Source organism: Phenylobacterium haematophilum (genome assembly GCF_014196295.1).
GTDB classification, from domain to species: domain Bacteria; phylum Pseudomonadota; class Alphaproteobacteria; order Caulobacterales; family Caulobacteraceae; genus Phenylobacterium; species Phenylobacterium haematophilum.
The window spans coordinates 45452-57073 of record NZ_JACIDK010000010.1 but is presented as its reverse complement, the minus strand read 5'-3'; the positions used below and the strand labels follow the sequence as shown (position 1 = coordinate 57073).

The 11622-nt window shown below is 68.7% G+C and carries 9 protein-coding genes and 1 pseudogene; 6 read left to right on the top strand and 4 right to left on the bottom strand.

The genetic code is table 11. The features are described 5' to 3' along the window. The coding region (locus GGQ61_RS22065; protein WP_221221178.1) for a hypothetical protein at window positions 1–471 on the top strand (471 nt) is incomplete at its 5' end. Window positions 472–1196: 725 nt separating this feature from the next. Here GGQ61_RS22065 and GGQ61_RS20515 read toward each other — a convergent pair. After that, a pseudogene (locus GGQ61_RS20515) lies at window positions 1197–1406 on the bottom strand (zincin-like metallopeptidase domain-containing protein); the annotation flags it as partial. Window positions 1407–1695: 289 nt separating this feature from the next. Here GGQ61_RS20515 and GGQ61_RS20505 point away from each other — a divergent pair. Next, entirely contained in the window at window positions 1696–4062 is a 2367-nt protein-coding gene (locus tag GGQ61_RS20505; RefSeq protein ID WP_183776927.1) for a S9 family peptidase, read from the top strand. A 3-nt stretch (window positions 4063–4065) separates the two neighbouring features. Here GGQ61_RS20505 and GGQ61_RS20500 read toward each other — a convergent pair whose 3' ends face one another. From GGQ61_RS20500 to GGQ61_RS20490, 3 genes are all read right to left on the bottom strand, one after another. Further along, window positions 4066–5775 carry an asparagine synthase-related protein gene (locus tag GGQ61_RS20500; protein WP_183776926.1) on the bottom strand — a complete coding sequence of 570 codons (1710 nt, stop codon included), beginning with the start codon at window positions 5773–5775 and terminating at the stop codon, window positions 4066–4068. Beyond that, window positions 5772–6413, bottom strand: a complete 642-nt coding sequence (locus tag GGQ61_RS20495; RefSeq protein WP_183776925.1) for a lasso peptide biosynthesis B2 protein — start codon at window positions 6411–6413, stop codon at window positions 5772–5774. Before GGQ61_RS20495 ends, GGQ61_RS20500 begins: the two co-directional genes overlap by 4 nt. A 250-nt stretch (window positions 6414–6663) precedes the next feature. Further along, window positions 6664–7272, bottom strand: a complete 609-nt coding sequence (locus GGQ61_RS20490) for a GntR family transcriptional regulator (protein ID WP_183776924.1) — start codon at window positions 7270–7272, stop codon at window positions 6664–6666. Window positions 7273–7561: 289 nt separating this feature from the next. Between GGQ61_RS20490 and GGQ61_RS20485 the strand changes: the two genes are divergently transcribed. The 4 genes from GGQ61_RS20485 to trbB all read left to right on the top strand — a co-directional run bounded on the left by GGQ61_RS20485 (window position 7562) and on the right by trbB (window position 11543). Continuing rightward, on the top strand, window positions 7562–8173 hold the full coding sequence (locus tag GGQ61_RS20485) for a helix-turn-helix transcriptional regulator (RefSeq protein WP_183776923.1): 612 nt from the start codon (window positions 7562–7564) through the stop codon (window positions 8171–8173). 124 nt (window positions 8174–8297) lie between these two features. Then, the gene (locus GGQ61_RS20480) at window positions 8298–10181 is read left to right on the top strand and encodes a type IV secretory system conjugative DNA transfer family protein (RefSeq protein WP_183776922.1); all 1884 of its coding nucleotides are present in this window, start codon (window positions 8298–8300) and stop codon (window positions 10179–10181) included. Further along, complete coding sequence (locus tag GGQ61_RS20475) at window positions 10171–10602, top strand: hypothetical protein (protein ID WP_183776921.1); 432 nt, start codon at window positions 10171–10173, stop codon at window positions 10600–10602. Before GGQ61_RS20480 ends, GGQ61_RS20475 begins: the two co-directional genes overlap by 11 nt. After that, the gene (gene trbB / locus GGQ61_RS20470; RefSeq protein ID WP_183776920.1) at window positions 10602–11543 is read left to right on the top strand and encodes a P-type conjugative transfer ATPase TrbB; all 942 of its coding nucleotides are present in this window, start codon (window positions 10602–10604) and stop codon (window positions 11541–11543) included. The genes GGQ61_RS20475 and trbB overlap by 1 nt, the downstream gene beginning before the upstream one ends. The last annotated feature ends 79 nt before the right edge of the window (window positions 11544–11622 follow it).

Below are 11622 nucleotides of genomic sequence, written 5' to 3'. Positions count from 1 at the left end.
CCCCGCCAAGGGCTCGATGAAGACCAAGATCAAGCGCGCCGGGTGGGACAACGCCTTCCTGCTCTCCATGCTCGGCCATATGCGATAGCCCTGCCATACGAAGGAAGCAAAATGGGGCCAGGGAGCATCATCGTGAATGCGGGCCGCCAGGCGGAGACTCTCGCGGACGGGCTACTCGGGGCTCCCTTTGACTGGCAGATCGAATTCAACCCGCAAGAAGACGTCGGCCAGGACAGCAGAGATAGCCGCCCCGGCGAACTTGTCTGGGGCAAATATGGGATCGCCGTTTCGGCTGTAGTCGATCATGGCATTCGCGGCTATGTCGCGCCGATCCTAACTGACTCTTGGACTGTGGAATCCACCCGATCCCTACGCCCGGTCGCCAGGGTCGGGAAATGGGATTGGGTTCTCGATGTCGGGGGAGGACGTACGTTTCGAATTCCGGTCGAGGCGCGAGTTCCGCAAAACTGACGGCGAATGGCGCTCGGCTGCCACCACTGAACGACGCTGAATTTCACGCCGGCCGAAGCCCAAGCCGATGCGCCGTCCAGCGAAGCAGGAGGACGATTTTCGCGCTCACTCGATATCGAACAGATCGAGCTGGTTCCGACGCGCTTTCGGTCGCGCCAAGCGCACGATCTGTATGGAGGGGCTAGACCTGTGGGAAATGCTTGGCCGGGGCATTCCCTTCGATCAGGTAGTTGAGCGAAAGGTTCGGCGCACGGCGGAGAGCCGAGAGCCCTTCGTGCGGGTGCGCGACCTCTTCCAGAGACTGCCCTCCCCGCCTACGAGCCGACATTCCGAAGGTCCGCTAGGAGCCCATCCGTTCATCGCCAGACAGGCAGCGTTCACCGCCCTGAAGCGGACGCACCAATCGACCGCAATGAGCCCCTACCGGCCCTTGCATCTCATCGCTGGCGGCCATCTGAAACCGCCTGAAGCGAAACTCCCAGCAAGTCGTGGGATGTGTAAGGCCATCGCCATACGCCATTGAAATTGTTGATTAGAAGCGGAGGCCGTCTCACCTCCCTTTTATCTTGCCCTCCCCATGCTCTCCCGGCTCCTCGTCGCCAAGCCCTCAACCGCCTCCACTATTCCACCGAAAGCCCGAAGCGTTGTCACGGGCAGACCGGTCGGCGCGCCTTTCGCTCGGCGGGTGGAAGTGCGCGGCGGGACAGACGCCCGCCGCGCCGCCGCTAGTCGTTGTGCGGCTGCTTTGCGACCAGGTAGTCACAAGCCTTCTGTGCATGGGCAGCCGCGGTGAACAAGAACCGTGGCTCAGCTTTCAGTACCGCCAGCCAATAGCCGAGGTAGGCCGCGTGATCCTCGCGCGGCGTCAACTCGAGACCGAGGTCAGCACACAGGAAGGCCGCGCCCAGCTCAGCGACAAGTTCCTCGCGCGCATAGCCCTCGTCACCGAAGCGCTTACCACACCGACGCCGGCCGCAAGATCGACGCCTGGACCACGGCCGATCTGCAGCTGCGCTGGACGCCGCAGACCTCGGTCGAAGCGCTCGACGGACTGTCGGTCGCGCTCAACGTCCAGAACCTCTTCGACAGCGACCCGCCGTTCTACGATGGGCCGACCGGCATCGGTTACGACCCGGCCAACGCCGACCCGCTCGGCCGGTTTGTCTCGCTGCAATTGACCAAGCGCTGGTAGCGCCACCCCGATCCAAAGACCAGGACCATCCCATGCGATTGCCTTCGCAGATCGCGGCCCTGTGCCTGGCCGCGATCGCAGCCCCGGCCGGCGCGCGTTCCTTCACCACCGACGACCTGCTCTTGGCCGAAGAGTTCGGACAGATGGCGTTCACGCCCGATGGCCCGACCCTGATCTTCGAGCGCCAGCGCCCGATCACAGAGGCCGGGCCGTTCGAGTACGACACCTACCCGCCGCTTCGCCGCAGCCGGATCTATGTCGCGAGGGTCGGCTCGTCTGACCCGCCGCAGTTGTTGCTGAAAGCGCGAGACGATGAGGGCCATACGGCCGGCCCGCTCTCTCCCGACGGTAAGGCGATGGTGGTCCTGCGCCTGAAGGGGCGCGACTGGGAGGCCGGCGTCGTGCAGTTGGCCAGCGGCAAGGTCCGTTGGCTTGGCGTGATCCCGGAGCTCGCCCAACTTGGCCAGACCATCGCCTGGCGCTCGGACCGCGAGCTGGTGATCGCTGCGCGCGCAACCATTCCGCTTCGACTCCGCGCCGGCTGGCAGGCTCGCGATGTCCTGCAGGCCAAGTGGAAGGCGACCGCCCGCGGCGAGACTGCGCTCGCCCAAGTCAGTTCAGCCGGGGCGTTCTCCGGCGAGCGTGCGGGCGGCGGACGGCTCGTGCTTGCTGACGTGACGAGCGGCAAGGTCAGCGATCTCGCCAGCGGGGACTTCTACGACCTGCAGATCTCGCCGGACGGCCGCCAGGTCGCCGCGATGGCCAACCTGGAGGCCCTGGCGCCGACCGCGGCCCCACGAGCGGTCGCCAGCCCCAACCGACGCCGCAATCTGGTCCTGGTCGATCTCTCCAGCGGCGCGGCCGTGACGCCCTGCGGCGACTGCGATCTTGCCCCCCACTTGATGGCCTGGTCGCCCGACGCCCGCGAGGTGCTGGCCTATGGCCGCCGCCCAGACTGGCCCCAGGCCGCGCTGATCCGGCTTGGCGTCGCCGGCGTCCGCCAGATCGCGACAGGAGACGCCGCCCTTGCGCTTGGCCAGACGAGCGAGGGCCATGTCATTCCCTACGCCGGGTGGCTGGGCGCGACCCCCATCGGCTATCTCGAGCCGGCGGCCGGCCGGCGCGACTGGTATGCGCTGGGCGATCAGCCACGCAATCTCACGAGCGCCCTGCCTGCTGCGCCGGCTCCAAGGCTTCTGGCCAACGATGGCGAGGCGATCTTCGTCACAAGCGCCGGGCAGGTCTGGCGCGTCACACTCTCGCAGGCAGCTCAGATCGCCGAAGGCGCCGCGCCGCTGGCCGCGCCGGGCCTCTCCTTGTCCAGCCGGGAGCGTCAGAACTCGGCGCCCGTGGTCGGCTGGTTTCGGATCCAGCGCGATGGTCGCCCCGCTCTGATCTCGACGCGCGGCGAGACGGCTCCCGCATCAAACGACCCCGCGCCGCCGATCGCTATGCCCGGCGCCAGCGCGAGCGTGGTCGCCACCGACCACGGGGGCCTGGAACTGCAGCTGAGCGCGCCGGCCCCACGGACGGTGATGACGCTCAATAGCGAGTTCGCAACCATCGACTTCGCGCCGGTCACCGAGATCAGGGCGACCGGTCCGGGCGGCGAGCCGCTTTTCCACTATTTGCTGACGCCCCGCCGCCCGCGGACCTCGCCGCCGCAACTGATCGTCATCCCCTATCCCGGGCTGAGCGCCTATCCGCCGCCTCGCCCTTATGGCGGCGGCACGGGACGCTTCCCGGTCAACGCCGAACTCATGGCCGCCGCCGGCTACGCCGTCCTCATCCCGGCGCTTCCGCGCTCGCGGCAGGCAGAACCCGGCGAAGGCCTCGCCGATCAGATCCTGGCGGCGATCGACCTCGCCGCGGCGCAGGCCGGCGGGTTCGATGCGAGCCGCCCGATCCTCTGGGGCCAGAGCTTTGGCGGCTATAGCGCTCTGATGGCGGCCAGCCAGAGCCGGCGCTTTGCGGCGGTCGTCGCCTCGGCCGCCCCGGCCGACCTCGCCAGCGTGCGCGGCGTCTTCGATCCGCATGGCGAGGTGCTCCCGGCCGACGGCCTCAGTCCCTACCTGCTCGGCTGGTCGGAACTCGGCCAGGCGAACCTGCGCGCCTCGCCCTGGGAGGCGCCGGGCCTCTATGTCCGCAACAGTCCCTTGTTCCAGGCCGGCCAGATCGAGGCGCCGGTGCTGCTCATCCACGGCGACATCGATTTCGTACGGCTGAGCCAGGCCCAGGAGATGTTCACCGCACTCGCGCGCCAGGCCAAGGACGTGACCCTGATCACGGCCTTTGGCGAGGGCCACATCGTCTCCTCGCCAGGCAACGTCCGCGAGGTCTATCGCCGCGCCTTCCTCTGGCTCGGCGCGCGGGCAGGCCCACGGCGCGATGGGCCGTGACGGCTATGGCCCAGTGTTGCGCGCCGTTCGCGCCTCCCAGCTGCGGACCCAGAGTTCCAGGGCCGCGCTGGTCATGATCGCCCCATAACCGCCCCTCCAGGCCAGTTGCTCGACCGTGAGCATCTGCTCGAGCGCCTGGCGATCAAGCAACCCTTCGGCCGCCAGCCGGCCCTCGAGCAGCAGCGGCCGCAGGTCTGCCAGGCCTGAAGCGATCAGGCGCCCATAGTGGCTGGTGAGCCGGCCCTTGCCCTGACGCGCGATGACGCTGGCGGGCAGCCGTTCGGCGAAGGCGGCGCGCGCGAGCGCCCGATCGTGTCCGCCCGCCGTCAGTTGCACGACGGCGAGCGGCAGACAGGCCTCCATCACCGGCTGGCTGAGCAAGGGATGGCGCAGCCTGGCCGCCGTTCCGCGCCGGCTCGCGCCGTTCAGCGACAAGGCCGCGGCCAGGCACGCGACCTGCAGCGCCTTGGCCGGCGGGAGACCGGCTGCGTCGGCGAGCCAGGGATGGACGCCGGCCGCCCTGGCTCCGTCCCAGGCGGCGGGCGAGAGGTGCTGTGGCCGGGCCTTTATTCCAGGCGCGCCGACCCGCGCGCCGAGCGCTTCGCGCAGGATGCTCCAGGCCGAGCGGCCGGTTCGCCTGGCGAGCACCGCGAGCAGCGCCGGACGAATCGCGCCCGGAAGCGCATCGGCGGCGATCAGCGCGCTGGGCGCCTGGAAGAACAGATGATCGCCGCCCTGGCCGGTCATCAGGACATCGGCGCCCAGCTCCCGGCAGCGACGGGCCATATCGCGGTCATGCTCGAAATCGAGCGCATTGAGCGCCGGCCGCGCCCCCGTCGCCCGTTCCTCCAGCGCGGCGAGGTCGAACGCCGGCGGGGGCTTTTCGATTTCGATGAGCTCGAGCCCAAGCCGACGGGCGATCTCACGCGCAAACGGACGCTCGTCGGCGCCAAGCTCGCGCGAATAGTAGTTCACCGCGACCACGTCGCGGCCCTTGAGCGCGCTGGCGACGATCGCCGAGTCCAGGCCGCCGGAGAGTTCGATCACGGTCCGCGTCCCGGCCTGCGCGCCGACGACCTCGTCGACCACCGCCCGCAGCCGCTCCTCTGCCTGCCCCCCGCCGCTTTCCCTCCGACGGGCGACATGCGCCGGGCGCCAGATGGGCCTCGCCCCGTCGCGCACCGACCAGAGCTCGCCCGGCGCGATGGCCTGCACGCGGCTCAGGGCCAGTTCGCCAGAGGCCATGGCCGGGTCGGCGAGGATCGCCCCGAGCCGCCCCCAGTCGACGCCCAGGCCGGGCGGCAGCCAGCGGCCCAGCCAGGCCGGCAGGTCGTCGGCGATCAGCAGGGCCTCGCCAAATCGCCAGGCCAGCGCGTCGAGTTCGCCGGAAGGACAGCGGAGCACCGACCAGGATCCGCCCGGCCCGTTACCGAGGACCGCGACATAGCCGCCCCAGGCGGTTGCACAGAGAAGTTCGGCCATCTCCCGCGCAGGCCGCAAAGCGATCGGCGTAACGGCGCCCGCGCGCTCGTGCAGGTCCCCGATCAGAACGCCGCCTGCGATCGCGCGGACCGGCGGCGGACATGGTCCGCCATGCGCCACCGTCAGGCCGTCCGCCCGCAGGGCGATCGCCCAGTCCTCCGGCGCGGCCCGCTTTAGATCGGAGAGCCATACAGGCCGTTCCCCCGGCCAGGCGATGACCAGGTAACTCATGGCTCGAGCGCCAGGATCGGCTCAAAGCCGGCGACATGTTCGAGATGGTCGTCGAGCACCAAGTCCCCGGCCTGAAGCCAGCAGTGGGCCTCGAAGGTGTAGGTCTGCACCCCGAACACCCAGCTTGCCGAAACGCCGTGGCGTCGCAGAAAGGCGAGCAGAAAGCAGCTGCGGTAGAGGCAGACGCCCTGCGCCGGAACCCAGGGCAGCATCCTTGCGAAGTCGTGCGCCAGGCGCCCGACCAGCGCCTCGTCCCCACATGCGCCGTTCGCCTTGCGCTGCGATCGCGCGATCATCTCGCCAAAGGGAACGCGCCAGTAGCTGCGGGCAAGCTCGCTCCACGCCAGCGCCATCGTAAGAGGACGGGCGCGCCGCCCAGGCCGGCGGGCGGCGAGATCGCGCGCCGCCGGCGGGGCGACGAAACGCAGCTGGGCTGGCCCCGTCTCGATCGCGCCGGCCTCGACAAGCGCCTGGGCCAGATCCTGGGCGCCGACCCTGAGCGCCGTCGTTCCGGCGCTCAGGGCGATGTAGGGCGCGCAGCCCGGAAGGCAGGCATAGGAGCCTTGCCTCAGATTAAGGAGAACCAGGTCCTCGCCGCAGCAGGCGGCGTGGACGTGGGGCGAGAGGCGATGGGTCATGGCGGTGATGAGATTGCGAAGGAGCGAGCGCCGCCCCGGGAGCGCGGCGCTCGCAAAGTCGCCTTACGGGTGCGGCTGGTAATCCAGCTCGTAGTCGGCGCCCACGATGCCGCGGGTCAGGGACTTGGCGTCACCGAAGGTGATGAGCTTGAACTTCGAAGACATGGCTGCCTCCTTGCTGGTGTTCGTCGCGGTCTTGCGACAGGACCAGGAAGCATTCGCCTTGAAATTGATTCAAAGCATATTTCGACTATTGCGGGACTATATTCTCATCCTGCCCGGCCTGGCTCCGCAGCGCCGCGACGATGGCGCGGCCGCTCGACAGCCTGCGCTCGTGATAGGCCGCCAGTTCCTGACGCAGGTCATCGATCTCAACGACCCCTAGCAGCGCCGACAGCTCGCCTTCCACGTCGCTGAGCACACGCTCCTCGACACGGCGAGGCGCGGCGAGCCGGTCGGCGAGCAGGCGGTTGGCCCTGGTCAGCGCAGCGCTGTGGCTCTGGTGGACGATGTGGGCGAAAAGATCCTCTGCGCTTGCGGCCGCGCTCGGTTCGAGACCGGGCCCACGGGCGCCTGCGCGCGACAGCGCAATGTCCAGATAGGCGCCCTGCAACTCATAGAGATCCGTCAGGTCGACGACATCGAGGCGCCAGGCGAAGTAGCCCTGTCCCCGGCGGTCCTCGATCAGGCCTTCGCCGGAGAGCCGCGACAAGGCCTCGCGGACAGGCGTGGCGCTGAGGTCGAGATCGTTCGCCAGCTCGGTGATCGCCAGGCGCTCGCCCAGTACATATCGACCTGCCCGCACGCGTTGACGCACTGCACAGATCGCCTGCCCGAATGGATCGCGATCCTTCTCCATGACCTGCCTGAACCGCCCCGATCCGCCTCGACCACTGGTTGTCGTCTCTATGGCAGGGTGGGAAGAGACGGCGGCCCCGAAAATCCCGCAGACGGAGAAAATCGCACCCTACCCCGCGCTTGCGGCGAATATACGCAAACTTCTTTCGCAACCAACTGCCGTTTCCAAAAGGTTTCCACCGCGAAAACACGCGATGCGGCGCCGGCGCGGCGCCCCACAGGATTGCGGGGAGCACGCTGGCGCAAATTCAGCTAACGATGGGATGCTCGACAGCCGGAGGTTGCGACGCATGACGACAGGCCTCGGCGAACGCCAGAGCCTTTCCGCCGCGTTGGAAGAGATCCGCCGTCGTCGCGGACTGCGACGGCGTGACGTCGCACGCGCCATGGGCATGAAACTTCGAACCTACGAAAACTTCGAGAGCGGGCGCGGGCCGATGACCTACGCGCGCCTGGCGGCCTTCGCGGATGCGACGAACTGCGACCTCGTGGCGCTCCTGCTCTGCCATCACCTGGGCGGCGCGCGGCTGGCGCTGGCCTGCGCCGACAACAAGGCCGCGACCATCGCCCTTTCCACGCTTCAGGACATCGACGCCGGTCATCTGGTCGGGGTCGGCGCTATGACCGCCGCCAACCTGCTCAGCGCCTTCGAGCTGGCGCGCATCGAGGCGCTGGCGGCGCCCGGCGACGACGGCGGGGCGATCCCGATCCTGGCGCCGCGGCAGGTCGAGTGCCTGCGTTGGGTCCAGGAAGGAAAGAGCTCGTTTGCGATCGGAGCGATCCTTGGGATCTCGCAGCACACCGTTGACGACTACATCCGCGAGGCCTGCGCGCGACTGGGGGTGAGCACCCGAATCCAGGCGGTGTCGCGCGCCATCGGACTTGGCCTTCTCTCGCCCTGATGCTCACGCTTCGCCCCCTGCGACTTGAGGGGTCGCCGGTTCAGGCGATCGCCTTTGAAAGTCTTACCGTGGGTTGAGACCATGCAGGGAGACACGCGGTGTCGAGGGCAAGAGACGTGTGGTCATGGGCGCGCCGCTGCGGTTGAGTTGCGCGCTGGCCGGCCTGATCGTCGGGCTGACCGGCGCCAGCCAGTTCGTCGGCTGGACGTTTTCCGCCGCGCCGGCGCTCGGCCGCCCCCTGCCGCTGAACCTGGGCGTCCCCCTCTACGCGCCCTGGGCGCTGCTGGGCTGGAAGGACCTGCTCGCCAGGCAAGCCCCCGCCGTCTGGCGTGCGGCTGCGTGGATCACGATGCTGGGCGCCCTGAGCGGCCTTGGATTTGCGCTGCTCGTCGAAAGGCCTCAGTCCCACACTGCGAGTGACTGGGGCGGCCTGAAGCAGGCCCGGCGCGCCGGGCTGCGGCATCGCTGCGGCTGCATTCTGGGTGAACTCGGCGGCCGGGTGCTGGCGACGGAAGATATGCGCCCCAGCCTGGTGACCGGCGGGACCCGGTCGGGAAAGGGGCGCGGCCATGTCACGCCGACTCTGCTGAGCTGGCCGCAAAGCGTGCTCGTGCACGACCCCAAGGGCGAACTCTGGCCTCTGACCGCCGGCTATCGGGCGAAACTGTCCCACGCGCTCTATTTCGACCCGCGCTCGCCGACGACCGCACGCTGGAACCCGCTGGCTGAGATCACGCCCGGCGACGGCGAACTCGCCAGGATCCAGCGACTGGTGGCGATCCTGTCCGATCCTGGCGGCGTGCGCAGCGAAGAGGCGATCTGGGACAAGGCCGCCTGTGAGATCCTCGAGGCGGTCATACTCCATGTCCTCTACTGCGCGCCGGACGAGGCCAAGACGCTGCTGACGGCGCGCGAGATGCTGGCCGACCTGGACGCCAGCGCCGACCTCATGCTGCGCACCCATCATCGCCCCGGGCCGGACGGCGCGCCGGCCTGCCATCCGTTCATAGCCACCGCGGTCAAAGGCTATGGCGCGATGCACGACCGATTTCGCACATCGGTCCAAGGGACGGCGCGCTCCTATCTGAAGTGGCTCGCCGGCGAAGACGTCGAACGCGCCTTGGCCGCCTCCGATTTCGCGATCAGCGATCTGATGTGCGCCACGCGGCCGATGTCGCTCTACGTGCAGGTGGCCCCGGCCGACGCCGTCGCGCTCCGCCCGCTGGTCCGCCTGGTCTTCCATGCGGCGACCCAGGCCCTCACCAGCCACCCGAACCGCGATAGTTGCGGGCGGACCAAGGCGCACCGGCTGCTGCTGGTGATGGACGAGTTCCCACTGCTCGGCCGCCTGGAGTTCTTCGAGAAGAGCCTTCGCCTGATGAGCGGATATGGCCTGAAGGCGATGTTCGTCGCCCAGAGCCTCAACGACATCGTCGAGACCTATGGTCCCAACAACACCATCCTCGACAACTGTCACACCTTCACAGCCTTTTCGGCGCTCGATCCCCTGACCCAGGACAAGGTCAGCCGCCTCTCCGGCACGGCGCTGCGGCCGCAGGTCAGCCGCAGCGGCCCGCCGTTTCCGCAGGCCGGCCGCCACTCGGTCAGCATTTCGCACATCGAGCGCCCGCTGCTGACGCCTGGCGCGGTCGGGGCGCTTGGCGAGCGTGAGCAGATCATCTTCACCCCTGGAGGAAAGCCGATCCGGGCGCGCAAGCTGCGCTACGACAAGAAGGCGCCGTTCCGGGCGCGCGCCGCCCTGCCGCCGCCCGACCAGGGCGCAGGCCCCGACGTGCCGCCGCGCCGCCCACACCCATGGCAGGGCCGCCGAGCGCTTGGGCAGGCCGACGAGCATTCGCTCGCGCCGTTCAAGGAAGCCAAGGCCGCCATCCTCGACAAGCAGACCGCGGCCAAGGTCGCTGAGGCCATCAGCCAGGTCGCCCAGGATTACGCCGCCCAGAACGCGGCGATCGACCACCTGCGAGGGATGAGCCGCGATGAAAGCTGAGCCGCGCACCGCTCGGGTGCAGGTCTATCTCACCGACCCCAAGCTCGTGTCGGCCCTCAACCGAGAGGCGCGCCAATGCCGCCTGCCGCTGAGCCAGGCCGCCGGACGGGCGATCGCCAGGGGACTGCTGCGCACCTCGCAGCCCGACGCCGACGACAGGCTGCTGCACCTGGATCGCTCGCTGCGCGACCACATGCGCTCCACCGCCCGCGACGTGCAGATCATCCAGGAGCTGGTGGTGGAGCTGGCCCGGGCGTTCTTTCTGCGGTTGCCGGATGCGGTGATCGACAACGACCCCACGGTCCAGGCCGCGGTCGAACGACGGATCGAACTGCTGCTGCATGCGACGGCCTCGCGTATCGCCTCTGGAAGAGCCGTTCGCCATCAGGACGACGCCCCCGTCCATCCGTCGGCGCGCTGATGCGCGACCATCCGATCGTGCGCGAGCGCAAGCTCGAAGCGCTGCGCCATGCGCTGGGAGACGACGTGTTGCGGGCGCTCTGCGATCCGCTGGTGGTCGAGATCCTGGTCAATCCGGACGGGCGGCTCATAGTCGACCAGATCGGCCTTGGACGCATCGACACCGGCAAGCTGATCGCGCCCGAGGCCCGCGAGCGGGCGGTGCGGCTCATCGCAGATCATGTCGGCGAAACCGTCGGACCGCAGGCCCCGCGCCTGGCCGGCGTGCTGCCGACCGGAGAGCGTTTCCAGGGCATGCTGCCGCCGGTGACCCGCCAGCCCGCCTTCGCCATTCGCAAGCGCCCTGCCGTCGTCTTCAGTCTCGACGACTATGTCGCAGACGGATCGATGAGCCCCGACCAGGCGCAGATGCTGCGCCATTGCGCGCAGACCCGCGGCAACCTGCTGATCAGCGGCGGCGCGGGTTCGGGCAAGACCACGCTGGCCAACGCCATCCTCGCCGAACCCGCCTTCGCCAGTGACCGGATCATTCTCATCGAAGACACGCCCGAACTGCAGTGTTCGGCCTGGGACGTCCTGCCGCTTCTGACCAGGCGCGCGCCTCACGCCGTCAGCCTGCGGGACCTCGTGCGCGATGCGCTGCGGCTGCGGCCCGACCGGATCGTGGTCGGCGAGCTGCGCGACGGCGCCGCCGCACTTGAAACCCTGAAGGCGTGGAACACCGGGCACTCGGGAGGCCTGGCGACCCTGCACGCTAATTCAGCCCGCGACGCGCTTCGCCGCCTTACGGATCTGCTGGGCGAAGTGTTGAGCTCGCCGGCCATCCCCCTCGCAGCACAATCGATCGACGTCATTGTGCACATTGCGCGCACCAAAGCCGGGCGGCGTTTGGAAGAAATCCTATCGCTGTCCGATGGCCATCGGCCGCCTGTGAGACAGTGAAATAAACACCAATATATTAGTCATTTTGTGCGGAATTCCCCCACAAGCACCATTATTTTGGTTCCGACTGGCGCTTGAC

Bases quoted from the DNA above. Each gene is read 5' to 3' on its own strand.
- GGQ61_RS20480 (WP_183776922.1), top strand. From the start codon at position 8,298: ATGGGCGCGCCGCTGCGGTTGAGTTGCGCGCTGGCCGGCCTGATCGTC.
- GGQ61_RS20500 (WP_183776926.1), bottom strand. From the start codon at position 5,775: ATGAGTTACCTGGTCATCGCCTGGCCGGGGGAACGGCCTGTATGGCTC.
- GGQ61_RS20490 (WP_183776924.1), bottom strand. From the start codon at position 7,272: ATGGAGAAGGATCGCGATCCATTCGGGCAGGCGATCTGTGCAGTGCGT.
- GGQ61_RS20485 (WP_183776923.1), top strand. From the start codon at position 7,562: ATGACGACAGGCCTCGGCGAACGCCAGAGCCTTTCCGCCGCGTTGGAA.
- GGQ61_RS20505 (WP_183776927.1), top strand. From the start codon at position 1,696: ATGCGATTGCCTTCGCAGATCGCGGCCCTGTGCCTGGCCGCGATCGCA.
- GGQ61_RS20475 (WP_183776921.1), top strand. From the start codon at position 10,171: ATGAAAGCTGAGCCGCGCACCGCTCGGGTGCAGGTCTATCTCACCGAC.
- GGQ61_RS20495 (WP_183776925.1), bottom strand. From the start codon at position 6,413: ATGACCCATCGCCTCTCGCCCCACGTCCACGCCGCCTGCTGCGGCGAG.
- trbB (WP_183776920.1), top strand. From the start codon at position 10,602: ATGCGCGACCATCCGATCGTGCGCGAGCGCAAGCTCGAAGCGCTGCGC.